The 24,449-nt window shown below is 45.0% G+C and carries 23 protein-coding genes and 1 pseudogene; 16 read left to right on the top strand and 8 right to left on the bottom strand.

All coding sequences use genetic code 11. The annotated features are described in order from the left end of the window. Window positions 1–50: 50 nt before the first annotated feature. The gene (locus ACQEXR_RS15210) at window positions 51–881 is read right to left on the bottom strand and encodes a DUF6279 family lipoprotein (protein ID WP_427020672.1); all 831 of its coding nucleotides are present in this window, start codon (window positions 879–881) and stop codon (window positions 51–53) included. 393 nt (window positions 882–1,274) lie between these two features. On the opposite strand from ACQEXR_RS15210, the gene ACQEXR_RS15205 reads away from it, so the two are divergent. The 3 genes from ACQEXR_RS15205 (at window position 1,275) to ACQEXR_RS15195 (ending at window position 2,728) form a co-directional block, all read left to right on the top strand. Continuing rightward, the gene (locus ACQEXR_RS15205) at window positions 1,275–1,619 is read left to right on the top strand and encodes a DUF3316 domain-containing protein (RefSeq protein ID WP_427020671.1); all 345 of its coding nucleotides are present in this window, start codon (window positions 1,275–1,277) and stop codon (window positions 1,617–1,619) included. Between the two features lie 164 nt (window positions 1,620–1,783). Next, window positions 1,784–2,155 (top strand): cystatin domain-containing protein, encoded by a 372-nt coding sequence (locus ACQEXR_RS15200; protein ID WP_426950165.1) that lies wholly within the window; start codon window positions 1,784–1,786, stop codon window positions 2,153–2,155. Between the two features lie 144 nt (window positions 2,156–2,299). After that, complete coding sequence (locus ACQEXR_RS15195) at window positions 2,300–2,728, top strand: DUF3010 family protein (protein ID WP_138972633.1); 429 nt, start codon at window positions 2,300–2,302, stop codon at window positions 2,726–2,728. An 83-nt stretch (window positions 2,729–2,811) separates the two neighbouring features. Here ACQEXR_RS15195 and ACQEXR_RS15190 read toward each other — a convergent pair whose 3' ends face one another. Both ACQEXR_RS15190 and ACQEXR_RS15185 read right to left on the bottom strand, forming a co-directional pair. After that, window positions 2,812–3,225, bottom strand: a complete 414-nt coding sequence (locus tag ACQEXR_RS15190; protein WP_426950163.1) for a GFA family protein — start codon at window positions 3,223–3,225, stop codon at window positions 2,812–2,814. 253 nt (window positions 3,226–3,478) lie between these two features. Then, window positions 3,479–5,047, bottom strand: a complete 1,569-nt coding sequence (locus tag ACQEXR_RS15185; RefSeq protein WP_426950162.1) for a BCCT family transporter — start codon at window positions 5,045–5,047, stop codon at window positions 3,479–3,481. Window positions 5,048–5,412: 365 nt separating this feature from the next. On the opposite strand from ACQEXR_RS15185, the gene ACQEXR_RS15180 reads away from it, so the two are divergent. Together ACQEXR_RS15180 and ACQEXR_RS15175 are read left to right on the top strand one after the other, a co-directional pair. Beyond that, window positions 5,413–5,889, top strand: coding sequence for a MarR family winged helix-turn-helix transcriptional regulator (locus tag ACQEXR_RS15180; protein WP_138972636.1), 477 nt, complete (start codon window positions 5,413–5,415; stop codon window positions 5,887–5,889). 90 nt (window positions 5,890–5,979) lie between these two features. Next, a complete protein-coding gene (locus tag ACQEXR_RS15175) occupies window positions 5,980–6,156 on the top strand; it encodes a hypothetical protein (RefSeq protein WP_427020670.1) in 177 nt (58 codons plus the stop codon). Here the strand turns inward: ACQEXR_RS15175 and ACQEXR_RS15170 are convergent. After that, complete coding sequence (locus ACQEXR_RS15170) at window positions 6,149–6,604, bottom strand: Lrp/AsnC family transcriptional regulator (RefSeq protein ID WP_331417742.1); 456 nt, start codon at window positions 6,602–6,604, stop codon at window positions 6,149–6,151. The two genes, ACQEXR_RS15175 and ACQEXR_RS15170, sit on opposite strands and share 8 nt — an antisense overlap. Window positions 6,605–6,750: 146 nt before the next feature. Between ACQEXR_RS15170 and ACQEXR_RS15165 the strand changes: the two genes are divergently transcribed. The 3 genes from ACQEXR_RS15165 to emrD all read left to right on the top strand — a co-directional run bounded on the left by ACQEXR_RS15165 (window position 6,751) and on the right by emrD (window position 9,498). After that, window positions 6,751–7,683, top strand: a complete 933-nt coding sequence (locus ACQEXR_RS15165) for a DMT family transporter (RefSeq protein ID WP_427020675.1) — start codon at window positions 6,751–6,753, stop codon at window positions 7,681–7,683. A gap of 90 nt (window positions 7,684–7,773) precedes the next feature. Next, window positions 7,774–8,082 carry a cysteine-rich CWC family protein gene (locus tag ACQEXR_RS15160; RefSeq protein WP_427020669.1) on the top strand — a complete coding sequence of 103 codons (309 nt, stop codon included), beginning with the start codon at window positions 7,774–7,776 and terminating at the stop codon, window positions 8,080–8,082. Between the two features lie 210 nt (window positions 8,083–8,292). Beyond that, entirely contained in the window at window positions 8,293–9,498 is a 1,206-nt protein-coding gene (gene emrD, locus ACQEXR_RS15155) for a multidrug efflux MFS transporter EmrD (protein WP_427020668.1), read from the top strand. Window positions 9,499–9,531: 33 nt separating this feature from the next. Here emrD and viaA read toward each other — a convergent pair whose 3' ends face one another. Together viaA and ACQEXR_RS15145 are read right to left on the bottom strand one after the other, a co-directional pair. Beyond that, window positions 9,532–10,977 (bottom strand): ATPase RavA stimulator ViaA, encoded by a 1,446-nt coding sequence (gene viaA / locus ACQEXR_RS15150; protein WP_426950158.1) that lies wholly within the window; start codon window positions 10,975–10,977, stop codon window positions 9,532–9,534. A gap of 9 nt (window positions 10,978–10,986) precedes the next feature. Further along, a complete protein-coding gene (locus ACQEXR_RS15145; protein WP_427020667.1) occupies window positions 10,987–12,651 on the bottom strand; it encodes an ATPase RavA domain-containing protein in 1,665 nt (554 codons plus the stop codon). Between the two features lie 274 nt (window positions 12,652–12,925). Between ACQEXR_RS15145 and ACQEXR_RS15140 the strand changes: the two genes are divergently transcribed. From ACQEXR_RS15140 to ACQEXR_RS15105, 8 genes are all read left to right on the top strand, one after another. After that, window positions 12,926–13,450, top strand: coding sequence for an NUDIX hydrolase (locus ACQEXR_RS15140; protein WP_331417722.1), 525 nt, complete (start codon window positions 12,926–12,928; stop codon window positions 13,448–13,450). Window positions 13,451–13,461: 11 nt separating this feature from the next. After that, on the top strand, window positions 13,462–14,469 hold the full coding sequence (gene ltaE / locus ACQEXR_RS15135; protein ID WP_427020666.1) for a low-specificity L-threonine aldolase: 1,008 nt from the start codon (window positions 13,462–13,464) through the stop codon (window positions 14,467–14,469). Window positions 14,470–14,543: 74 nt separating this feature from the next. Next, a complete protein-coding gene (locus ACQEXR_RS15130; RefSeq protein ID WP_427020665.1) occupies window positions 14,544–14,852 on the top strand; it encodes a c-type cytochrome in 309 nt (102 codons plus the stop codon). Between the two features lie 578 nt (window positions 14,853–15,430). Then, entirely contained in the window at window positions 15,431–16,405 is a 975-nt protein-coding gene (locus ACQEXR_RS15125; RefSeq protein ID WP_331417720.1) for a substrate-binding domain-containing protein, read from the top strand. Between the two features lie 62 nt (window positions 16,406–16,467). After that, window positions 16,468–17,961: a sugar ABC transporter ATP-binding protein gene (locus ACQEXR_RS15120; RefSeq protein ID WP_426950154.1), complete on the top strand. Its 1,494-nt coding sequence runs from the start codon at window positions 16,468–16,470 to the stop codon at window positions 17,959–17,961. Then, the gene (locus tag ACQEXR_RS15115) at window positions 17,954–18,952 is read left to right on the top strand and encodes an ABC transporter permease (RefSeq protein ID WP_426950152.1); all 999 of its coding nucleotides are present in this window, start codon (window positions 17,954–17,956) and stop codon (window positions 18,950–18,952) included. The genes ACQEXR_RS15120 and ACQEXR_RS15115 overlap by 8 nt, the downstream gene beginning before the upstream one ends. Before the next feature lie 3 nt (window positions 18,953–18,955). Beyond that, on the top strand, window positions 18,956–19,915 hold the full coding sequence (locus tag ACQEXR_RS15110; protein ID WP_331417717.1) for an ABC transporter permease: 960 nt from the start codon (window positions 18,956–18,958) through the stop codon (window positions 19,913–19,915). 11 nt (window positions 19,916–19,926) lie between these two features. Then, the gene (locus ACQEXR_RS15105; RefSeq protein WP_426950151.1) at window positions 19,927–21,561 is read left to right on the top strand and encodes an FGGY-family carbohydrate kinase; all 1,635 of its coding nucleotides are present in this window, start codon (window positions 19,927–19,929) and stop codon (window positions 21,559–21,561) included. Between the two features lie 210 nt (window positions 21,562–21,771). On the opposite strand, the gene ACQEXR_RS15100 is transcribed toward ACQEXR_RS15105, so the two are convergent. Both ACQEXR_RS15100 and ACQEXR_RS15095 read right to left on the bottom strand, forming a co-directional pair. Beyond that, entirely contained in the window at window positions 21,772–22,503 is a 732-nt protein-coding gene (locus tag ACQEXR_RS15100) for a hypothetical protein (protein WP_426950149.1), read from the bottom strand. Further along, window positions 22,500–24,449: pseudogene (locus ACQEXR_RS15095) on the bottom strand (hypothetical protein); the annotation flags it as partial. The gene ACQEXR_RS15100 and the pseudogene ACQEXR_RS15095, both read right to left, overlap by 4 nt.

Here is a 24,449-nt window from a genome sequence, read left to right as displayed (position 1 = left end):
ACCTGCTCTTTCCATTGAACAAATAGAGATGAGTAAATTTTGTGCTCAAGCTACTGAATATCTAACGCGATTGCTTTCCAGTCCCGTAACTCATCTCGGTAGTATTGAGTCTGCTTTGTGGTCATGGTGTTGATGACTTTGACCAAGTACTGATTCGCGATCTGTTTATTGTGGTCGATTTTCTGTTCCAACTCTGGCGCATAGAAGCTATCAGGATTGAACATTAGCTTGTTAAACTCTGGTTGAAACTTGTTGATATCAAGTCGATTGGTCAGTAATGCGTTCATCTCTATGCGCATCTTGGTCTGATGATCAATCCAGTCATGTGATGTAACGTAAAGCGCTGCCACCCATTCATCGAGCAAGCTTTGCTGTTGGTCGGTGAGATCACCTATCCATGTTTCGAGATTCTCTTCTATTCGCTCTCGGTAACGTTGTTTTACTTCTGGTTCACTCAGTGGCTGGTATTTTTTTTTGTATTTGGTATGACGAACACGAATACTGTCCATAAGCTGTCCGACTTGACTGTCAGACAACTCACGCGCAACAGAATACAGTTCGGGGGCAACTCTCGTCACAAGACGCTGAGAATGGTTGTGAAACTTTATCTCTTGCTGTTCGAGTTGTTGCAGTGTAAATGTGCTCGGTTCTATCTCGATAAGCTCATCAAGATGCTCGATATAATTAGGGATTTCTTCACGTCGGTGCCATTCACTAAGAACCGCCACCTTCTGACTCACTAACTCTTCCTGTTCATCGTTTAACTCAACATAGTCATCTAAATACTCCAGCAACAACCAATCCATGTTGTTGTAGACAAACTTAGAGCTACAACCGATTAGGGACAAACAAATTACCAATAGTAATGCGAGTTTTTTCATTGCTTCTTCCTACGCAACGCACTGCTAGAACCATTATTATTACCATAGACACAATCTTCCTCTGTGTCTGCGGTAATCTATCTAGCAACTTCGAGACCAACTTGGATCATTTCTACTGTCATTATAATAAAAACAATCTGTTGTGATTACCAATCACCTCATACGCCGATTAATTTTTGTCCAGAGTCGCGATAAGACGGCAACCACTATCCCATCACTTTAACGTGACAATCGTGCCAGCAAATAGGGCATTTTTTCACACTGTTTCCTAACGGTTAGTAACGTAAAGGTAAGCTTTACGAAAACTAGGATTAATCTTACATTGCCTGACAGACTCCTTACCCTTCGAAGCGTAATCTATTTGGCGAAGGTTACCCATCAGGAGAAACAACTATGAAAAGAGTGATTTTATTAGCTTCGATCGTTATGAGTGCATCAGTTTTTGCTAGCACTAATACGGTTACGTCAAATACCAGTGTGACTACTGATGCTTACGCAAGCAAGCAGCAAGCCTATGATGCGGCGTTTAACCTCGTGGATGAGATGAAATCAATGAACAGCGCTGAACTAAAAATCGCGCTGCCAATCACAGAAAGCAATGTTATTACTCCTAGCGTCAAACTCAGTGATATGACGGTTTCAGTCGACGAATTTGCTCGTAGCCCTGGCAATATTGAGTACAAAGCCGTGCTTGATATCGATTACCAATACCAGTACCGCGAAAGTAAAAAAGGTTAATCTCCCCCCTGCCTTGCCGCTCTAGGTCACTATTGCGGCTTTTTTTATTGCACTGTCTTGACTTTGTTTAACGCTCGAAAGCTATACTCGCTGCATATCAGATCTTCTGGACTGTGCAGCTCTGATTAAATCAATTTATCTGTCTCCGATCTAAGGGTATAACAATGAACAAAGTTATCTTTACGTCTGTGTTGACGCTAACCGCCCTATTTGGGTGTAGCCAAAGCAGCAAAAATGAACAACCTACCCGTCCAGTGACCGCTATGTGCCAATCGAAATCTATGCCTGGAGGTTGGTCCGTTTCTCAAATCACTCCCGAAGCGCAGCAAGCCATTGATACTGTTATGGCACAAATGAATACCACTTCCCCTTTGAAACAAGTCAATGAAGTACGTACTCAGGTGGTTAATGGTGTCAATTACGCCATTGAGTTTACACTTGAGAATGGTCAAGTCTGGCACGCAGTTGTCTACAGAAACCTACGCAATGATTACATGATTGATCAGGTCGCTGAGCAAGGTGCTCTCTGTCCCTAACCAGTCATGAATCATTAGTCAATGGAAAGTAATGACTCGCCTACACTGAGTGGGCAACCCTATCTCGATTATTGCTAAATAAAATAGTCGATATGTTACCGATGCCGGATATAATAGCCAGCTCAGAAACGATCAGGTAATAACATGAAAATTTGTGGTGTAGAACTTCAAGGTAACGACGCAGTAATCTGCCTTCTTTCACATGCCGACAGCGTAGTCCACTTGCCAGACTGCCGCGTAGCAAAGCTAAGCATAGGCAATGCTAACGACACGCAAGAAGTGAAGAAATTCCAGTTCTCATTTGCTAAGCTAATTCAAGACTACAAGATTGAAAAAGTTGTCATTCGTCAACGTCAAACAAAAGGCAAATTTGCTGGTGGTGCCGTTGGTTTCAAATTAGAAGCAGCAATCCAGCTTATTGATGATGTGGAAGTGAAAGTTGTTTCTCCAACTGACATCAAAGAGAGCCTGAAGCGAAACCCACTCGGTATCCAGTTTAAGGATACGGGTCTTAAACAATACCAAGAACCGGCATTCATGACGGCATACGCTTGCGCAATGATGCGTGGTTAAGTGAATCAGATATAATTAAGCCCAAGCATTCTGCTTGGGCGTTTTCATTTTTGCTAAACCGGCATTCAACCAATCACACCGCGCTATGGCTGTTTGTCGAAACACTTAACGCCTTGCGGAATCTCATACCAATCCTGTTTTTCACTGACCCAGACATGCACTGTCGGCTCAAACACATGATGATCCGAATCGCTGCTTGATTTCAATTTAAGCTTTATTGTTGATGGATCATCTGGGTTGAAGTGATAGACCCGGTTCCCACATTGAGCACAAAACTTCGCATAATTTTTGTTGCCGCTCTCTGCCATTCGCTGCCACTCCTTTAGCTCGCCTTTAAATTCAATATCTTGGGTCGCAACAATGGCAGTCACACTAAAAGGAGCCGTCGCAAGTTTTTGGCATTCTCGACAATGGCATGCTAATACCATCTTAGGTGGCTGGTGCAATTGGTAACTCACCTGACCGCACTGACACGTACCTTCCACTAGATAACTCATTCCTTATTCCTCCCTGACTTCACGACGTTTACAAACAAGGCACTTTGCCTTTGATTGTACAATTATCAGCCACAGTAACGAGTTTATCGCTCAAATACCAGTATGTGTGACGCGTAAACCTGAGAATAATTAACAGTGTAAATCTGAGCTTAACCAAGAGAACAGTGGCAAAGATGAGATTGCCTAAATTGCGTATAAAACAGAAAAGGGACGCAAGCGTCCCTTTTCTGTTTTTATGCCGTTTTATCACTTATTAACGCTCAGTACGCATACCCATGAGTAGGCTTACACACATCAACAGAAGAACTATCGTAAACGGTAGCGCCGTAGAGATCGCCCCTGCCTGTAATGCCTGAACCGCTTCAGAGCCACCAATCCATAATAGTGCGACAGCAATCGCGCCTTCCATAAAGGCCCAAAAGACGCGCTGAATGACAGGCGCATCAACCTTACCACCAGCCGTGATGCTATCAATCACTAACGAGCCAGAATCTGAAGAGGTAATAAAGAACACCAAAACCAGAATGATGGCAATCACAGATAGAATTGAACCGTACGGCAACACATCAAACATTTGGAACATGGCCAGAGACACGTCCGTCAGACCCTCGCTACCAAGCTCACCCACATTGTTGATGACCTGATCTATTGCCATGCCGCCAAAGGTCGACATCCACAGTAACGTCACCGCTGTCGGGACAAGCAAGACTGCTGTGATGAACTCACGAACTGTACGTCCTTTAGAAACACGCGCAATAAACATACCTACAAATGGCGACCATGAGATCCACCAAGCCCAGTAGAATACTGTCCACCCCTGAAACCAAGCTTCGTCTTCTCGTCCATGTGGATTACTTAATGGAATGATATTCTCCACGTACGACATAAATGTCGTGCCAATATTCCCTGCAACAATCGCATAGCCGATAAGGGCCACTAAAATGAGTAATAGGAAGGCAACAAGCATGTTGATATTACTGATGACCTTAACTCCACCGTCGATACCACGTACAACAGAGACGACAGCCAACAAGGTTACAACCGTGATCACAACTACCTGCAAGCCTAAACCTGACTCAATGCCAAACACGTGGTGAATACCACTTGCTGCTTGCTGTGCTCCCAGCCCCAAAGATGTCGCTAGACCAAACAAGGTTGCGAGTACCGCTAAGATATCGACAACATGACCTGCCCAACCCCACGCTCTATCGCCAAGTAACGGATAGAAAATCGAACGAATGGAAAGTGGTAGCCCTTTGTTATAAGCGAAAAAAGCCAGCGATAATGCAACAACACCGTAGATTGCCCATGGGTGAAGCCCCCAGTGGAACATAGTTGCGCCCAAGGCAAGCTTAGCGGCTTCAGGCGAATTCGCTTCAACACCCAATGGCGTTTCATACCAACCTGTAAAATAAGCGACTGGTTCCGCAACGCTCCAAAACATGAGACCGATACCCATACCGGCGGCAAATAACATCGATAGCCAAGACAGGTATGAGTAGTCTGCTGTAGCCTCGTTGCCACCTAAGCGAATTTTACCTAGCGGCGATACGATCAAAGCTAAACAAAAAATCACGAAAATGTTCCCAGACCAGATAAACAGCCAATCAAAGTTGCCAATGATCTGCCACTTGATGCCATCCAGTGTCGCCTTGGCTGATTCCGCATCCATGACCAACACGGCAATCAAAAACAGGGCAATTAGACTCGCACTCCATCCAAAGACTGGATTGTGAACGTCAAATCCCCATTTCTGCACGTTATCCTGACCGATTGTATAGTCGGTACTGTCAATACTGTACTTATCTATGCCTTTAGTCATTCTTCCTCTCTGCATCTATTCTTTAATGAGTAACCGTTGCCCAATCAACAAAATAGTTAGAGTTAAAAACAATTTCATCATTCTGCAACTGGATACAATTCTCATCATTGTACATTTTTCGTCGTTTCAATCCAGTAATATGCTAATAAATGAGCAATGTTTTATCAAACCGGCATTTGAGTGGTCATTATTTGCTCGCAAAGATGAAATACTGCAAGAAAAACACTTTGTACACTAAACAATTTAAATGAAATGGTTTACTGATAATGGAATAGTGGTCATGCTGATTTGTGAGACTGGAGGCTTTATCTAGAGTGACATTTGATGTATTTTCCCTTCTTTTATCGAACCAGTGAGGAAGCGCATTGGAGAAGCACGAAGAAGTCCTAATTTCCATTCGCCAGATCATTCGAGCGATAGATTTACACTCTAAAAAACTGAGCAAAGAGTCAGGTTTAACCGGACCGCAATTAATACTCATGCGTTCGATTCAAGAGTTAGGCGATGTCACTATTCGTCAGTTGTCTGACCATACCAACATGAGCCAAGCAACGGCCACCACCATTCTTGACCGGCTGGAGCGCAATGGGCTGGTGCAGCGTGTGCGTAATAGTAAAGATAAACGGAAAGTCCATGCCCATCTGACTGACCAAGGCAAGAACGTACTGGATAATGCGCCGACTCCGCTGCAGCAAAGTTTCATCACTAAATTTCAGAAACTAGAAGAGTGGGAGCAATCACTGTTGCTTTCCTCTGTACAGCGAATTTCATCGATGATGAACGCAGAGGATATTGATGTAGCTCCCGTTCTAGAACTCGGTAGCATCACCAAACCAGATTAACCAACTAAGATATTTGCTTTCATTTATCTTTATGATTACGTTTAAAGTTAAACAATAAACATCTAAAGCGGTCATAAAGGTGTAATGGTTATGGGCAAGACATTACCAAATTTGAACGACGAGGCGATTCTCGATCTCACTAAGCAAAAGCAAGTGCTGAAGATTATCGCCGTCATCACGCTCGTAACTTTTGTACCACTAGGTATCAAAAACAGTGTGCCGACGGAAAACGTCAACGAGGTCAAGCGAGTTAACGCTGTCACTTAAAAATAGGCAGTTCGCTCCCGCCTTTGACCTGCCTGATGGCTAAGTGAGTATGAATATCTTTAACGTTCTCCAAGCGTTGAAGTTTACGAGTAAAGGACTCATAGCCCGCTAAATCATGACTGACAACTTCTAACAGATAGTCATACGCTCCCGACACGACATGGCAACTGATAACCTCATCCATTTCTTGAATTGCATGTTCAAAGTCATCGATGCTAGCGGCTTGGTGGTTGTTAAGGCTCACTTCAACAAATACGGTCATACCGACGCCAATCAAATCCTTGTTGAGTGTGGCGCGATAATTGGCAATGATACCCTGCTCCTCCAATCTTTTGATTCGGCGAGCACATGGTGAAGCAGACAGCCCCACCTTATCTGCAATTTCCGCTGTCGCCTGACGAGCGTCTTGCTGTAAGAGTCGCAAAATGTGTTTATCAATTCTGTCCATCGTCATTCACGCATATTTCGATCAATTATTGGCACAATTTTAACTGAATCAGTCAAAACTTTTTGAATCATCAGTCAATATTGCCAGATTTCACCTCGATATACATTCCATAATGTTAACAACTACTTTTAAGGTCACATATGGATATGGTTTCTGGATATCTGGCAATGGTTGCCACACTTTTACTCTGGTCAGGATTTTTTCTTTCATTACGCAGTGGGGCTCATTCTGAGCTACTGACAGCGGATATTGCACTGACCCGTTTTCTGATCCCTTGTGTGATCCTACTTCCTATTGTTTACAAAGCGAGACAACAGATCATGGCGGTGCCCAAACGCTATCTGATCGGCATGTTTATTGGCAGTGGTCTCCCCTATTTACTTGTAGCGGGTACCGGAATGACATTGGCTCCAGTATCGGATGGTAGCGCCCTAGTTCCTGGCACCTTACCTTTGTTTGTATCCGCTATTGCCGTCATCCTGTTTAAGCAGCCATTAAGTCGTCATCGAATTGTTGGTTTAACCTTGGTGGTAATTGGTATTGGAACTTTTCTAACCCAGAGTCTTAGCCAAGCAGATCCTAATTTGCTTCAGGGGCATATGCTGTTTTTGATTGGTAGTGTCATGTGGGCGATGTTCACCATTTGTGCGCGCGTCTCCAATCTCAATCCGTTGGCGGCTTCAGGGCTCATTGCACTGATGTCTAACCTCGCGTTATTTCTCCTAATGGCGAGTGGTGCTATCGATAGCTACCTCTACAGCCACGCCTTTAGCGAGTGGCCGTGGGAACAACTCAGCGGCCACTTTATGCTTCAAGGTGTCGGTGCGGGCATCATCGCCGCGTTTACTTATCTCCACGCGATCTCTGTCCTTGGAGCAGAGAGAACCGCAGCATTTGGCGCTGCGACCCCCGCTGTTGCGACCTTGCTCGCCATACCTATTTTTGCGGAGCAACCTACTCCGTTGGGTTGGATAGCCTTGTCTCTGATTTGTGTTGGTAGCCTGATTGCGAGCAACATTCTGATGAAGAAAGATACGTCAATGCAGTATCAGCCTCCCTCTTTTAAAAGTAAGGCGTAACGAGATACACTATGTAGCACAGCTTTGATGTTAGCGGCAGAACTCGGTATAGTCCCAACTTAGATTTGTCACCAACAAGATGGAAATAACGTGAAAACTCCGTGTATCGCTGCGTGTAAGAATAACGAAGGTATATGTAGCGGCTGCTACCGTACGATAGATGAAGTAGTGAACTGGCGACATTTGAGTGATCAAGACAGGGATGAGACCATGGCGAATCTCAGTGGTGAAAACTCCAGCCATACTTGTCCTTCATGCAACCAAGCAGCCCAATGCGATATCAGTCAGGGTAAAGCGACTTGCTGGTGTTTTGCTATCGAAAAACGCGATACCTCTAAACTGGATAATAATGACCTCTGCCTATGTCGCAAATGCCTATCTAGTCTGCCCATCGCATAATTACTCATCCACCAGCATATAATAATTTTGAATTAGATTTTCTAATCCAAATCTTAAATTTTTATCTTGCGTCAGTTCACACTTTTTAATTGATAGAAACTGAAAGCCCCCTTAATATCTCGCGCCTGATAGTCCCCTTTGTTTGTTTTAGTTATTAGCTTTGCTACTGCAAGGCTAATGTTTTTCGCGTTGATTTTAGGTGTTGTAGAAATGTCCGCCTCTGCTCAAGTAATTAAGTTAACCTTTCTAATTGCTATTCTGACTGCTGTGGGTCAAATGACTCAAACCATGTACGTGCCATCTATTGGCCATATGGCAAATGAGTTTTTAGTTAGTCCATCTGCACTTCAAGCAGTAATGGCCTGCTATCTGATCCCTTACGGTTTCTCGCAGTTCGTATATGGACCGCTATCAGACCGTCTGGGGCGCAAACCAATCATCGTTGCAGGACTGCTGATCTATATCGCAGGCACACTTGTGGCGCTCTTTGCCCACGACTACGATTGGTTCCTAGCCGGTAGCTTTATCCAAGGCCTAGGCATCGGTTGTGGTGGTGCTATGTCTCGCACACTAACTCGCGATCTGTTTGATGGCAGCGAGCTGCACAAGGTGAATAGCTTGATTAGCATGTGCGTGATCTTTTCACCTCTTATTGCTCCGGTTTTGGGTGGCTATCTCACCGAATCATTCGGCTGGCGTTCAAGCTACATGTTCTTAGAGCTATTTGGTATTGCTGTTGTGATTACAATGCTGACAAGCTTTATCGAGACCCTGCCTCGTGAAAAACGTCGTTATGAGAAAGTCACCAGTAGCTATCGTTATGTATTGTCAGATCGCCGTTTTCAAGGTTATCTGCTCTGCTTAGTCGCAACATTTTCAGGTATTGCTATCTTTGAAGCTGCCGCGGGTGTCTTGCTGGGTGGCGTATTGAAATTGCCAGCAACGACTGTCAGCCTACTGTTTGTCCTACCGATTCCGGGTTACTTGGTTGGTGCTGCGTTATCTAGCTTTATCGCGACGAGAAAAAATGAAAAACACGCTTTGAGTGTCGGACTGGTCGCTATTATGGCTGGCTCACTCGTGGTTCTGTTACCTGGATTACTAGGTCAAACAAGTGCCTTAACGCTCATTGGCGGTGCGACCATCTACTTTTTAGGCGCTGGCATATTATTCCCAGCAGCAACGACAGGTGCGCTATCACCTTTGCCTTATCATGCTGGAACAGGTGGTGCGGTACTCGGTGGAATGCAAAACTTGGGCGCGGGATTGGCAACCCTTGGTGCATCTATGATTCCTGCACCGGACCAGATGCCGCTCGGTGCACTGATGTTGGTCATGTCAATTGTCGCTTTGCTCGGTCTGATTCGTGTTTACCGTAAGCACGATCCCTCTAACGAAATGCCACTGGCGATCTAAAGTAATAAGGAGCGCATCGCGCTCCTTTTTTATCTACCATTTTTTCATCAAGCGACCGACGAGATTCGGATGATAAGCCCACGTGTGGTCAAACATCGACATCAACTGAGGGTTGCCATACTTTGATAAGCTGATCGCGTGGAATCGATTTTTACGCGCTTTAAGCTTCTCGACTTGTTGCACCATCTCATCTGACTGCTTAGGTGCGATAAAGTCAGAAATAACCACCATGTCAGCATTGCGATATTTGTCGCCGCACATCAAATCGATCGACTTCATCAGCACAGGTTCCAAGTCCGTACCACCGTGAAAGCTGTAAGTAAGAAAATCACTCGCTTCGCGCAGACCATCTTGCTTCGTCAACTCATAGGTTATCTGCTCAGTAGAAAACAGAATCACGTAACATTCGCGGTCTTCAGCCAATGCAATTTGCATCAAGGCATAGGCCATCGCCTTTGCACACTGCTCTGGAAAGCCACTCATTGAACCAGACGCATCAACACAAACGATGAATGGCCCTTTTTCAACATCAACTTGCTTGTGGTCTGGTTGTTGTGCTCGGATCTTGCGCAGGGTTCTTGATTTGCCCTGCATGCGGTAGTTCATCAATCGCTTATCGACTAAATGTTTGTAGAACACCACTTCCAACTCTGGATAGGCAAGAAACATGGTTTCATTAGGCAGTAGCTTGTTGAGATCGTCACTCTGGTGAATGCCGACAATATCATCTGTTGCTTCGTCGGATTTCTCTTCGACCATTTGCAACTCTTCTGCTGGTGCGCGCTGTAGCTCTGGATCATCAACTTGCCCAGCCATTCGACCAAGCTGCTCAGCAATTTCTTGCAAGCCTTTGTTCTTTTTCAGAAATTCCGCATGACGCTTCATCACTGTCAAGTCAGATTTGCTTAGCTTCGCGGACGCCATATCCCACAATCGACCCACACTGCCTTCGTCCCCCTCTTCCGTCACTTTATCCATGTTTTTCATGGTTTCCATGCGCTGATAGAGGTCTTTGAGGACTTTCTCTTTACTGACTTCAAGCTCATTTAACTGAGCCTGGCGCAAAGCATCGGAAAGGCTTTGGTACCATTGATCACAAAAGTAATGGGGAAACATAGGGTTGTTGAGACCCTTATTTTTTTCCATTAAACGGCGGGCTTTTAGATAGAACGCGGAATGCCATTCTAGTTTTGTGATCACTTGAGGAATCTCTTCAAAGAACTGTGTTTCATCCCAATGAATCACTTCCTGATACAGCGCCAGTTCTTGCTGAAAACGTTCTGTTTCACACACTTTAGTGATGCGTTTCTTCACGCTGCCACGCCATTTAAGCAGGTGATTTTTAACCGAGCTTTTCACACCGCGATTCTCTGCCATCACCATCACTTGTGAACGAGCAATGAGATCGTTAACCGCAGAATCGATAATCCCCGAGTCGGCGATGGCCAGAGCTAAGTTTAATCCGTCGGCACCTAACATATCGGCTCCTTATGAGAAAAACTGGTTTAAGTTTTTAAAACGGAAAACCGTACGTTCACATTCAGACTTGGTCGACTCCAATACTTGTTGAAGGTTCTGCAAGCTCGCCTCCATTACTCGTGGTAGTTCTTGATCAATAAAGCCGTGTGGTAACGCACCATGGAAGTTAGAGCGAACTTTGCGTAAGTGATGTTCGGCATTTTCTAGCTGTGACATCGCCTGCTCTGACTTAGTTAACCACTCTTGATAAAGTGACTCATCTAGCCCCTTGTTGGTTACGACAGAGACCAACACAGCGCGATTAGCAATATCTTTGATAACAAGATTATTCGCCGCATCGAGGTCGAAGCGCAGACGACACATATTGGTGTTCTGATTAACATAGCCATAGACATCACCCTGACCATCTTTAATCACTCGCTCTAACTCATTCTTAGGCACGTACACCCAACGGCTGTCGCCCTTCTCCGATTCGGAAACCGACATATTGCTTTGGAGTAAAACCAACTTGACCAAATCAAATGCGCTGCCAACTTTGTAGCTCTTGGCATTTGAAATATCGTAGCTGTGAATCTGCTTCTTAATCAGACCCGTTGTTGTTTCTGTACCCAGTGTTATGCCAAATTGTGACTCCAGCGCTTCTTGAATATCGCCAAGCTCTTCGCGACACAGGGTGATTTGTTGCTCGACTTCCTGTTGGTCAAACGCGTGATTAAGAGCAAACTGCTTGATGACATTACGCACAACATCACGTGATTCAGGACTGTTCCACAAACAATCTTGCAGCAGGAGTAAATCAAGAGGATTAATTGAATCACGACCGTTGAAATAAGCACTCGCTTTAAGGAGTTTTACCGCCTTCTTCCAGCGACGGTCTGAGACATACATGTCGGTATCGACAACATCGCCTCCCGTTGTTGAGGTCGCCGCATTCTCTAGCATCGTTTTCAGTTCGAAAAGTTTTTCGAACACCTCATCTGACAATTCAAGTTTATCCAGTTCGGACTGCCACTGATGATACTCTTCATCGGTAATCGCAAGACCTTCCGGAATAGCGGCTTCTTGTGGTGTACCAACCGTTAACATCGACTTAAAGTTGTTCTTGTTCTGAATGCGATTGACGAACACTCGTACTAGCATTCGGTCATATAGCGCTTCTAGCCCGCTATCTTCATCCGGTAGTTCATTGGAGGCTGACACCAACAAACGCATTGGTACTCGATGGATATCGCTGCCATTTTTAAACGTTTTTTCGTTAACCACCGTAAGTAGCGTGTTAAGAATTGCTGGGCCTGCTTTCCAGATTTCGTCAAGAAACACCACTTGCGCTGTCGGCAAATAGCCCTCAGTTAGACGTAGATAACGACCGTTGTCTTTGAGTTCCTGAATACTAAGTGGGCCAAACACCTCTTCAGGCGTCGAAAATCTGGTCATTAAGTATTCAAAATAAGAAGAGTTGTCAAAGGCTTGAATAAGACGTTTCGCAATCAGACTCTTGGCAATACCCGGAGGGCCAAGTAAGAAAACACTTTCACCTGCTAGCGCTGCTAGCAAACAGAGCTTGATGGTTTCTTCTCTTTCATACACACCATCAGAAAGCGCTTGAGCCAATTTACTGATCCGTTCAGAGAGCAATGCTTTTTGTGAGTGAGACACTCGATTTGGGCTAATCATTTTCGTGCTCTCCTAGGGACACCTTGAAACCTTGTATGTATAATTTTATACATTTGTTATCATTTTGTTACAAGTGCATTTGTTTGATTGGACGGATCTTTATAGCAGATGCGGTTTTTACGTAACGCCTAGAAATCAATGTTTGCACTTTTGATAGTTTAATCACTGTTCTGCATAACCTACTCAGCAACTAGGAATGGAATTGATCTTTATCTCTGCAAGCTGAAGCTGTAATGTAGGCCAGTCTAGAGCTATGGACGAATAAAGCGATTCAATGGAAAATCAAACCAAAACTATCCATTCGTGGAAAAGCATTTCTTTGATAGAAGAAAATCTGACGCTTCCCAATGGCAAAAACATCACCCACACCACCATTTCTCATCCTGGAGCGACTGTGATTCTTCCGATCGATAACGATGGACAGATCATTGTTATCAATCAGTACCGACCTTCATTGAAAAAATGGCTTCTGGAGTTACCCGCTGGAACGCTAGAGAGTGGCGAACCCGTCGAGGCTTGTGCCCACAGAGAACTTGAAGAAGAGACTGGTTACAGCGCAAAAAGCATGATATCTCTAGGACAGGTAACACCTCTCGCGGGTTTCTGTGATGAAATTCAATACCTATTCGTCGCGAAAGATCTGAGCCATACGCAACGTTACCAGTGCGACGAAGATGAGGTCATCGACGTTATCTCGCTATCGATAGAACAACTCGAACAAAAAATCATTCAAGGCGAAATCACCGATGCTAAAACGATCGCGTGTTTAAGCAAAGCCAAGCTATGTGGATATATTTAGGAGATTAATTTATGGATTTTCGTTCTGATACCGTAACCAAACCAACCGAAGCAATGCGCAAAGCGATGAGTGAAGCGCTTGTCGGTGATGATGTTTATGGTGATGACCCAACCGTTAATGAGTTGGAGCAATGGGCTGCGCAGCGACACGGTTTCGAAGCCGCACTATTTACCACATCGGGTACTCAGGCGAATCTACTTGGCTTAATGGCTCACTGTCAGCGCGGCGATGAGTATTTATGTGGTCAGCAAGCGCACAACTATAAGTACGAAGCTGGAGGTGCCGCAGTACTTGGCTCAATTCAACCTCAGCCGATTGAAAACAACCCAGACGGGACGCTCGATTTTGCAAAGCTCGCAGCAGCGATCAAACCGGATGACTCACACTTTGCCCGAACTAAATTACTCAGCCTCGAAAACACCATTAATGGCAAAGTGCTACCGCTTAGCTATTTGGCACAAGCGCGAGAGTTTGTTAATCACCACGGTTTAATGCTTCATCTTGACGGTGCGCGTGTTTACAACGCAGCAGTCGCACTGGATATCGATGTTAAAGAGATTGCCCAATACTTTGATTCCATGACTATCTGCTTGTCAAAGGGACTCGCAGCACCGATTGGCTCTTTGCTACTAGGCAGCAGCGAATTTATCGCCCGAGCTCGTCGCTTACGTAAAATGGTCGGTGGCGGTATGCGTCAGGCCGGTATTTTGGCAGCGGCCGGCAAACTCGCATTAACTGAGCAAGTTGAACAACTCAAGTTAGATCATACCAACGCTAAACGTCTTGCTGAAGGCCTAAGCAAGATCGATGGTTATCATGTTAAACCAGAGTTGGTAGAAACGAATATTGTGTTTGCCAAACTCGATGAGAACATTGATATCAAACAGATCGCGGCAAAACTGGCAGACGATGGCATCACAGTCTCACCAGGAAATCCAATCCGCTTCGTCACTCATAAAGACGTCACAGGCGAAGATATTGATACTTTGCTAGCAAAACTGGCAAAGTACAGCCAATAATGACTTCAAACTCTTGAGCTTCCCCTTAGGGGAAGCTTTATTCTAGCTCCATCATTGTTTACCGAGTTCAACTGATGGCAAGAGTCTTCTTACTTCTACTGTTATTGTCACCCTTCTCTCAAGCTGAATCATTCGGCGACCCAGAACTGGGCAAAATCAAAGCGCCAAGCTGCATCTTTTGTCATGGTCAAACTGGGCAAGCGGTTAAGCCGTCTTACCCTAACATCAATGGTCAAAACGCTCAGTATCTATACCAATCTATGAAAGATTATCAGCAAGGTAATCGGACTGGACCACTGGCAGAAATGATGAAAGGTCAGCTTTCACGCCTTAATGATCAAGATCTAAAAGACATTGCCGCTTACTTCTCCAGTCAAAACTAACGTCGGCAAATAGAACAAAGCCTTTTCCTCGGGATGCTTTCCCCACCGTAATACCAAAAGACGCTGAATGCTGTAGATACCCGGTGCGCCCTCTACTACCAGCGAACTGAGTCTAATTGATCAAGCCAAACACACTAGTATTCGTTATATAATTACAAACCGCCTGCGTTCTTTCTTATTCTTTTCATGAGCGCAGATGATAAATATCACTCACAAGCCATGTAACAAATTATCAAGTTGCTATTTATTGTGATTAAATCCCCCATTTATCAATTAATCTCTCATTAAGAGCCTTTTCTGCTCATCACCATCTGCCCTCATTTTCAAAACCCAACACGCGCGTAAAAAAAATGATCTAATTGTTATATTTTTGATACCCACAATGATAACAACTGATCCCTAAATTACGTCACACTTCCATAATCACAATTATTTAACATAATTTACTAGGAAATTTTTCATTAACGTGTGTAAATCACAATTCAATCTCTGGTGCTCAATCTTCTATTGAAATACACCTTAAGATCATCTCATCGGTTCAACTTACCCTACACATAACAAATAAAGGATTGATGAAGATGAAAAAGGTCTTACTGAAAGCGGCAGCTGTAACGCTAGCCCTTGCTGCTACCGGCGTTCAAGCTAAAGATTATGAAATCGTAAATGTAGTTAAAGTGTCTGGCATTCCTTGGTTTAACCAAATGAACAAAGGGATCGAGCAAGCAGCTACGGATTTCGGCGTGACAGCTCGCCAGCTTGGTCCTTCCACTCCAGATCCAGCGCAACAAGTTAAAATTATTGAAGACTTAATTGCCAAAGGCGTTGATGCAATTACTGTGGTTCCGAATGATGTAACTGTATTGGAACCAGTATTTAAAAAAGCTCGTGAGAAAGGGATTATCGTGTTAACCCATGAGTCACCAGATGGACATGGTGCGGATTGGGATATCGAAACGATTGATAACCAAGCCTACGCGAAAGCAACCATGGATGAGCTTGCAAAAAATATGAACAAGCAAGGTGGTTACGCAGTTTATGTTGGCTCATTAACGGTGCCACTGCATAACAACTGGGCAAATCTAGCTATCGATTACCAAAAGAAAACCTACCCAGAAATGTATGAAGTCACTAGCCGTATGCCAGTTGCTGAAAGCATCGATCAATCTTATGCCGCAACGAATGACCTGATGAAAGCACACCCAGATATGGCTGGCATCGTTTCTTACGGTTCATTAGGTGGCATCGGTGCAGGTGAAGCCATTAAGAAGAAACGCGCAAAAGACAAAATCAGCGTCGTGGGTATTATGATGCCAAGCCAAGCTGCTCCGTACTTAGCTCGTGGCGAGATTGATAAAGGCTTCTTGTGGAACCCTGCAGATGCGGGCTACGCCTTGGTTGCCGTTGCTAAACAAATGCTCGAAGGTAAAGACGTATCTCAAGGGGTCAATGTCCAAGGCCTAGGCGATGCAGAAATCGATGCGCAAAACCGCGTGATCAAGTTTAACAAGATTCTAGAAGTGGATAAAACCAACGCACGTCAGCTTGGTTTCTAAGCTAAACAAACCCTGTTTTAAATTGGGCGGTGCAACGCCGCCCAACCTTATTGGAAATGATCATGTCTGGAACTCCTTTTATTACCCTCAAGCAAGTATCCAAGCACTTTGGTTCCGTCAAGGCATTGGATGGGATAAACCTAACATTCAATCAAGGTGAGGTGCACTGCCTAGCTGGCAAAAATGGCTGTGGGAAAAGCACATTATTTAAAGTGATATCTGGCGTTCACGCACCAGAGAAAGGCGCTGAGATCACATTAGCGGGCAAACACTATTCTCGACTCACCCCACAACAATCAATTGAACACGGCATTCAAGTTATCTACCAAGACTTATCCCTATTCCCAAACTTAACTGTCGCAGAGAATATTGCCATTCAGGATCATGTAGAATGGACAAAAGGACTGGTGCAACAGAGGCGTATTCAGAGCATTGCAACTCAAGCAATGGCAAAAGTAGGTGTCAAATTACCACTGGATAAACGCGTTGAGCAGCTTTCAATTGCCGAATGTCAGCTCGTCGCCATTTGCCGAGCTATGGCATCTGATGCCAAATTAATGATCATGGATGAGCCAACCGCCTCACTCACTCGCACCGAAGTGAATCACCTCATCGACGTGGTCGCAGACCTTAAATCCAAAGGCGTCACAGTGGTTTTTGTGAGCCACAAGCTTGATGAAGTAATGGAGATCTCCGACCGAATCACTGTCATTCGTGATGGCCGCACCATCGGAACCTATCAAGCTGACCAAGTAGACAGTGACGAATTGGCTTTTCTAATGACCGGACAACGATTCGAATTCACTCCTCTTGCCGATTACCACCAGCAAGGTGCCGTTAAACTTGAAGTAGAACATCTGTCGAAACGTGGCCAATTTGACGACATTTCATTTCAAGTTCGTGCAGGAGAGATCGTCTCCATTACCGGCTTACTTGGCGCAGGACGAACCGAATTGTGTATGGCATTGTTCGGCATGACTCAACCAGACAGCGGCGTTATCCGCATCAACGGCCAACCAACCACATTCAAATCTAATCGTGACGCAATTTCTCAAGGTATCGGTTATGTCTCTGAAGACCGCATGTCGACTGGGTTGGTGATGGAACAAGCGATTCAAGACAACATTACCGCCTCAGTAATGCACAGACTTAAGAAGCCCTCAGGTTTTCTTGACCATCTAAAGGCAAACAAGCTCGTCGATAGATTGATTTGTTCATTGTCCATCAAAGCCGCGGATCCAAAACTCCCAGTAACCAGTTTATCCGGTGGTAATGCGCAGCGTATCTCTATCGCAAAATGGATAGCCGCAGAGCCAGAAGTGCTCATCCTTGACTCTCCGACCGTGGGTGTCGACGTTGCCAATAAAGAAGCAATCTACACCATCGCAAAAGATCTTGCCGCAAAAGGAATGGCAATCATCATGGTCAGCGATGAAATCCCCGAAGTGTTCTACAACAGTCATCGCGTGATTGTGATGAAAGAAGGACGTTTTACTCATGATTTCCAACCCGCTCACTCTACTGAGCAACAAATCATGGAGGCCGTCAATGCTTAACCAGTTTCGTTGTTCCTTATCTTCATTCAGCAAACGCCATGAGTTCTACCTCTCATTGATGATTGTGTTGATTGTCGCAGTGCTGAGTTTTGCCTCAGAAGATTTCCTCACTCTTGGAAACATCTTTGACATGTCCGTCAGTTCGGCATTGCTAGGCATCATGGCTTGTGGTTTGTTTGTCGTACTTATCGCTGGCGGCATCGACATCTCATTCCCAGCCAGTGCTGCGATTGCACAGTACATCACCGCGACATACATTTTGACGATTGGTGGTAACTTCATGATTGCGTTTGCTATTGCAACCGTCGTGGGTGTGTTGCTTGGTATGATCAACGCTACGCTGGTCTACAAACTCAAGGTGCCAGCGATCATCATTACCATTTCAACATTGAACGTGTTCTTTGGCTTACTGATTTACTTTAGTAACGGCGAATGGTTGTACGGTTTTCCTGACTGGTTTATGGATGGTATTGAGCTATTCACATTTACCGGTAGCGACGGCTATGACTACGGCTTATCACTTCCAATCTTAACCTTAGTAGCAATGATTGCCCTCACCTCATTCCTGATGTCTAAGACACGCTTGGGGCGTCAGATTTACGCGGTCGGCGGTAACGCAGACGCGGCGAGTCGTATTGGTATTAACCTATTTGGTATTAATCTGTTCGTTTATGGCTACATGGGAGCACTTGCAGGCATTGCTTCTGTGGTTCAAACCCAAATAACCCAATCAGTCGCTCCAAACTCTCTTATGGGGTTTGAGCTTACGGTACTAGCTGCGGTTGTACTTGGTGGCACAAGTATGACAGGAGGCAAAGGTACGCTGTTTGGCGTTGTACTTGGGGTGATATTGCTCGCCGTTGCTAAGAACGGTCTGACGTTACTTGGTGTACCTTCATATTGGCACACGGTCGTAACTGGCTTAATCATTGTTTGCAGCATCAGTATGACGGCAATCAATGAGAAAAAACAAGCACTACAAGAGGCATAAACCATGGAACAAGTGCTAAATAGTTTAAAGCTGCCGACAGACAAGAACATTCGTTACTTACTGGTGATCTTAGCTGGCATCCTCGCCGTTATGGCATTCTCAAGTGGGCAAGCGTTCTTCTCCATTGATAACTTACAATCGATGTCATCGCAAATGCCACTGCTCGGTTTACTCGCACTGGCAATGGCTGTGTGCATGCTGACGGGCGGTATCAACCTGTCGATCATTGCAACAACCAACGCGTGTGGATTAATAATGGCAAGCATCATTACGCAAGCGCCTGATAGCTCAGCAATGCTTGTCTTGGCGCTTCTCGCAGGCCTGATTACCGCTACAGTCATCGGCTTGCTCAATGGTGCATTGATCGCGTACGTTGGCGTTTCACCAATACTCGCAACCTTAGGGACGATGACCCTGATTAATGGTCTTAACGTGTTAATCTCTGGCGGTAGTGTTATCTCGGGTTTCCCTAAAACCCTTTTGGTACTCGGCAACGGCTCAATCTTTGGCGTACCTATGCCCTTGATCTTGTTTGTAGGTTTTGCAATTGGCTTATGGGCACTATTGGAGCACACCAGCTTAGGTCGAACTATCTACCTGATGGGGTCCAATGAAAAAGCCACCCGTTTCTCCGGTATCAACACACAAAAAGCAACCTTGTACGTTTATGTCATCTCTTCTGTGCTTTGCTGGGTCGCAGCCATTGTGATGATGGCAAAATTCAACTCTGCAAAGGCTGGCTACGGAGAATCCTATCTTCTGACGGCAATTCTCGCTTCAGTACTCGGGGGAATTAACCCTGACGGTGGCTTTGGACGCATTATCGGAATTGGTCTTGCACTTATCGTATTACAAACATTAGAAAGTGGCTTTAATTTGCTGGGAGTGAGCAGCTATCTCACTATGGCGCTATGGGGCGGCATCTTGATCTTATTTATCTTCTTACAAAAAAATAAGGCTTAACGGAGTAGTATATGAGTATTTATTTTATCGGCGTTGATGTAGGCAGTGGCAGCGCGCGTGCGGGTGTCTTTAACGCACAAGGTCGTAAAGTGGGTGAAGCCAAACGCGACACCATGATGTTCAAACCTCAAGCTAACTTCGTTGAGCAATCTTCCGATGACATCTGGCAATGTGTGTGTCTTGCGGTTAAAGATGCGGTATCCCAAGCCAACATCGACCCTATCCAAGTCAAAGGCATCGGTTTCGATGCGACTTGTTCATTAGTCGTGTTGGATAAAAGCGGCCAGCCGCTCACGGTGAGTCCTACTGGGCGAAGCGAACAAAACGTCGTAATGTGGATGGATCACCGCGCCATTGCTCAAGCCGATCGGATCAACAAAACTCAGCATCCTGTATTGGCTTATGTGGGCAACCGTATCTCACCAGAGATGCAAACACCTAAGCTGCTTTGGCTCAAGCAAAACATGCCAAATACATGGGCAAAAGCAGGTTACTTCTTCGACCTACCCGACTTTTTAACTTGGAAAGCAACATTCGATGCTAGTCGATCCCTTTGCTCAACCGTATGTAAATGGACATACCTTGGCCATGAAAACAAATGGGATCGAGGCTTTTTCGAACTCATTGGTTTCGAAGACCTACTGGAAGACAATGCACAAACCATTGGTGACAGAATTCTTCCTATGGGCCAACCTGTCGGTGACGGTCTAACTGTACACGCTGCCGATGACTTGGGTTTAACCCCTGGAACCGCCGTGGGCACATCCATTATTGACGCCCATGCGGGTGGTATTGGTGTTCTTGGTGCCTCTGGAATGACGGGTGAGAAAGCCGACTTTAATAAACGTCTCGCTCTGATCGGCGGAACCTCGTCATGCCATATGGCTGCATCAAAGGCGGCTCGATTCATTGATGGCGTTTGGGGAGCGTACTACAGTGCAATGATCCCGGGTTATTGGCTCAACGAAGGCGGGCAATCAGCCACTGGTGCTTTGATCGACCATATCATCACATCTCACCCACTGTACAAAAACACTAAGGAGCTAGCCGATAAACAAGGCAAAACCGTTTATCAGCTATTAAACGATCGCTTATTGGAACTTGCTGGTAACAAAGAAGACATCGCATTTTTGACAAAAGACATTCATGTTCTACCTTACTTCCATGGTAACCGCTCACCGAGAGCGAATGCTCATTTAACTGGCACAATCACCGGACTAAAAATGTCAAAAACGCTAGATGATATGGCATTTCAGTACCTTGCAACCATTCAAGGCATCGCCCTCGGCACACGCCATATTATCGAAGTGATGAACGACTCAGGCTATGACATCGATACCATTATGGCCTGTGGCGGTGGTACGAAAAACAGTGTCTTTCTACAAGAACATGCCAACGCGACTGGTTGTATGATCCTACTACCAGAAGAGAGTGAAGCCGTACTTCTTGGCTCTGCAATGTTGGGCTCCGTTGCCGCAGGGTTCTACAGTGATATTCCAGATGCAATGAATGCGATGAGTCGGATAAGCAAAAGCGTGATGCCTCAGACAGAGAAAATAAAACACTTTTATGATGCTAAGTACAAAATTTTCCACAAAATGTACGAGGACGATGTTCAATACAAACGTCTAATGGAAGCGTTTTAAAACACCAAACCCAAGGCTCACCACCTTGGGTTTTCTACTTCTGGGTACAGATAAGCGATACCATCACATTGGCTCACTTACCCCTTAGATAAATAATTTAGTTGTTGATGCTTTGATGCTCGCCAGTTAAACGGCATGCTAAAAAGTATGGTTATGGTGTCGACCAGTACTGCCACGCAAATCTGATGAGTTTGTGAGAAAGCGAGAGCGTTATTCTGTTGCACTCTCTTCATCTTGCTGATAAACAGGGTGTTTATATTGGTCATTAAGTCTTTTGATTTTGACGATCTCTATGTTGGGAAAAGTCTTTTTTAAGTAAGCAAGTAACTCTTCTTTTTGCTCAAGAGAGATATAGATATCACCTGAGAAGGCATGCACACCTTTCTCAGAAACAGCAAATGACATCACACCATCATTCGTTAGATTAAAGGCGACACTGCGATCATCAATTAACAGACAGCACTTATCAACGGTTGGTTTAAAATTGGTCATCCCAAATGACATCAGTGCAAATGCCCCAGCACCGACAAGCGCCAAGGGGCCAAGTAACAAAACCGCAATAACACACACCGCAATCCCCACCCAAGCAAAACCACGCACGATTTTATAAGCCACCTCTGGGATCATATCTTGCTCCGTGCAATGAATACCCCGTGAGGTTAAGTGGTAACAGCGATGTTTATCAGGAAAATACAGATACCTTGTTATCAATACCATCATGGTCATTAAAGCAAATGCCACCCAAAACATCGGGGTATCTACGGTAAAATCATCAAGAACAAGCCAAAAAAAGCCAAATATTGAACAGCCAACAAATATTGCCATTCCCCATATCCCTAGACGATCGTATTTACCGCCATATCCTTTGTGCTCCCAAGAGTAGGCTACATCAGCGTTATAAAGTTGTTCCTTTAGAGACTCTATGCTTTGGTTATTCTTCATTGGTCTATTCTCACTTCAATAATACGAGTGCCAAATTCTTTTGGCGCAGGCTCTACGGTTAAATCACCTTGTTTTTTACCTGACGCTATATAGCCCAGTTGTTGATGCTTTGAGGCTTGCCAGTTAAACGGCATGCTAACCAGTACCGTGATGGTATCCTCCGTACTACCACCCAAATCTAATCGATAGGTGACGGGGCTACCTTCTTCTTTTTTTTGGCTCCATGTGCCGTTCTGCTCATTAAGCATAACAGCTGGCATCGCCTCAGTAGGGCCATAGCTATAAACTTGTTTGGGCTTACGCGTTATTTGTAAGCCAATCCGTTGGCCTATGGTAAATGCAGGCAAGGTCAACTCCAATTGCCATTGGTTGGTACCAGAGTCCATCCATTGGGAAGGTTTTCGGTTAGGGACTGAGTTAAGCTGAACCTGAGGTTTATGAATAATGTGCTCTAAGTGAGTTAACTCCTCGATAGGCTTCCATTGCTTCGATTGTTTGCCCCATATGGAGTGAAGCAGCCACTTCTCAAGTTCTGAACGTTTAAAGACATTAATGATGATAACAGCAATCAAATACACAATACCGGTAACCATAAGTGTAGTAAGCATCCAAGAGGCGATAATAGACCCGATACTCACCTTGATTAGACTACCACGACTCAATATATTGGCTACAAATTGTACTCCAAACACGAAAGCTTGAGCCAAGGTTGATCCCCACTTTAAGCCATAGCCGAACCGTTCCATTGGCGCATGACTTGAATCAGTGAATTTATCGTAGCTTTCCCATGTTTCGAATCCTGTCGCGATTAAGCCAAACAAAGAGACCGCCGCCGTGGTTTTCGCAAAAGTTTTGAGTGTAGCCACCTCTGAAACACTAGATGTCACCATTGCTTTGTTAAGGTTTTTTTTAAGCAATTCTGAATCTTTAACAATAATGTCCCAAGCAGCATCTCGCCACACAGCGGTAACAGCGGAGACCGCATAACCTGTCGCATAGGTCGCTTCTCTGATTGCAGGGTTAGTCCATAAGCTACTACTTGGGTGTTGCGCAGCTTTATGGCGGATGTCTTGCAGAACAACCGACACGTTCCAAAGGTTTAGGATGGCGACGACGCCCCCTATTTTACCCAATTTGTCCCATGATGCTTGAGTGAGCTGCTTACCTTGTTGCCAACTGCGTTCTACTGCATCGTTAAGCATTTGCTTGGCGGTGTTATTGACCGCGTCATGCTTAAGCATCACCATCATTGGCAACTCACTACTCAACAACTTCTGCATTTTCTGCTGAGCACTGCGCATGGTTTGTATCTGGTGGTTCTTTGGCGTCACCTCTCCTGAGGGAAGCTGACTAATATGACGAATGGTGGCCATTTCGGTGTTTAACTTTCGCTGCCATGTTTTAAACTGTGCGGGATAGTCAGGATTATGAACCACGATAGCTTCTGGGTTCACGATGGCCTCTAACATAACCAGCCGCAAGTTACTGACTAAACCTTCCGGTGTTGCGGTGGTATTCATCTGGCTAGGGAACAGCAAGTTCGAAGTAGCACGCCAACTCTCTTGGGCCACCCCTGAGACGGCTTTTTGAAGTGCTATAAAACTAAGCTGAACTGGCTCTGCTAATGCCTTAAACCACGCTTTATCATGCATGCGCACATCACCAGTGAACGCGCCCCAGTTAGCAATCGCACTAGAAAAGGCAACCATATCGCTAGCATTCTCGATGGAGAGTAGGCCTGGCTTAAGTTCATCAACGTAAGCGTTCAGCGCTTGCCAGTTTTCCAACTTAAAACCGAGAGAAGCTAGAGCGAAAAGCGTTTTGGGCGAATCCAGTGAAAGCGCCTGCTTCAACTGCTCATTCGCTTGTTCGGTATTTACCGCTTGTTTTACCACCGCTAAGTACTGGCTGGTTAAGCTAAGTAGATAAGTAAGGTGAGTCTCGTC

The sequence above is a fragment of the Vibrio sp. TRT 2004 genome, from assembly GCF_050113735.1.
Classification (GTDB): domain Bacteria; phylum Pseudomonadota; class Gammaproteobacteria; order Enterobacterales; family Vibrionaceae; genus Vibrio.
This window is presented reverse-complemented; position numbering and strand designations above follow the sequence as displayed.

Coding starts and splice junctions, on each gene's coding strand:
- ACQEXR_RS15210 (WP_427020672.1), bottom strand. CDS start 881: ATGAAAAAACTCGCATTACTATTGGTAATTTGTTTGTCCCTAATCGGT.
- ACQEXR_RS15205 (WP_427020671.1), top strand. CDS start 1,275: ATGAAAAGAGTGATTTTATTAGCTTCGATCGTTATGAGTGCATCAGTT.
- ACQEXR_RS15200 (WP_426950165.1), top strand. CDS start 1,784: ATGAACAAAGTTATCTTTACGTCTGTGTTGACGCTAACCGCCCTATTT.
- ACQEXR_RS15195 (WP_138972633.1), top strand. CDS start 2,300: ATGAAAATTTGTGGTGTAGAACTTCAAGGTAACGACGCAGTAATCTGC.
- ACQEXR_RS15190 (WP_426950163.1), bottom strand. CDS start 3,225: ATGAGTTATCTAGTGGAAGGTACGTGTCAGTGCGGTCAGGTGAGTTAC.
- ACQEXR_RS15185 (WP_426950162.1), bottom strand. CDS start 5,047: ATGACTAAAGGCATAGATAAGTACAGTATTGACAGTACCGACTATACA.
- ACQEXR_RS15175 (WP_427020670.1), top strand. CDS start 5,980: ATGGGCAAGACATTACCAAATTTGAACGACGAGGCGATTCTCGATCTC.
- ACQEXR_RS15170 (WP_331417742.1), bottom strand. CDS start 6,604: ATGGACAGAATTGATAAACACATTTTGCGACTCTTACAGCAAGACGCT.
- ACQEXR_RS15165 (WP_427020675.1), top strand. CDS start 6,751: ATGGTTTCTGGATATCTGGCAATGGTTGCCACACTTTTACTCTGGTCA.
- emrD (WP_427020668.1), top strand. CDS start 8,293: ATGTCCGCCTCTGCTCAAGTAATTAAGTTAACCTTTCTAATTGCTATT.
- viaA (WP_426950158.1), bottom strand. CDS start 10,977: ATGTTAGGTGCCGACGGATTAAACTTAGCTCTGGCCATCGCCGACTCG.
- ACQEXR_RS15145 (WP_427020667.1), bottom strand. CDS start 12,651: ATGATTAGCCCAAATCGAGTGTCTCACTCACAAAAAGCATTGCTCTCT.
- ACQEXR_RS15140 (WP_331417722.1), top strand. CDS start 12,926: ATGGAAAATCAAACCAAAACTATCCATTCGTGGAAAAGCATTTCTTTG.
- ltaE (WP_427020666.1), top strand. CDS start 13,462: ATGGATTTTCGTTCTGATACCGTAACCAAACCAACCGAAGCAATGCGC.
- ACQEXR_RS15130 (WP_427020665.1), top strand. CDS start 14,544: ATGGCAAGAGTCTTCTTACTTCTACTGTTATTGTCACCCTTCTCTCAA.
- ACQEXR_RS15125 (WP_331417720.1), top strand. CDS start 15,431: ATGAAAAAGGTCTTACTGAAAGCGGCAGCTGTAACGCTAGCCCTTGCT.
- ACQEXR_RS15120 (WP_426950154.1), top strand. CDS start 16,468: ATGTCTGGAACTCCTTTTATTACCCTCAAGCAAGTATCCAAGCACTTT.
- ACQEXR_RS15115 (WP_426950152.1), top strand. CDS start 17,954: ATGCTTAACCAGTTTCGTTGTTCCTTATCTTCATTCAGCAAACGCCAT.
- ACQEXR_RS15110 (WP_331417717.1), top strand. CDS start 18,956: ATGGAACAAGTGCTAAATAGTTTAAAGCTGCCGACAGACAAGAACATT.
- ACQEXR_RS15105 (WP_426950151.1), top strand. CDS start 19,927: ATGAGTATTTATTTTATCGGCGTTGATGTAGGCAGTGGCAGCGCGCGT.
- ACQEXR_RS15100 (WP_426950149.1), bottom strand. CDS start 22,503: ATGAAGAATAACCAAAGCATAGAGTCTCTAAAGGAACAACTTTATAAC.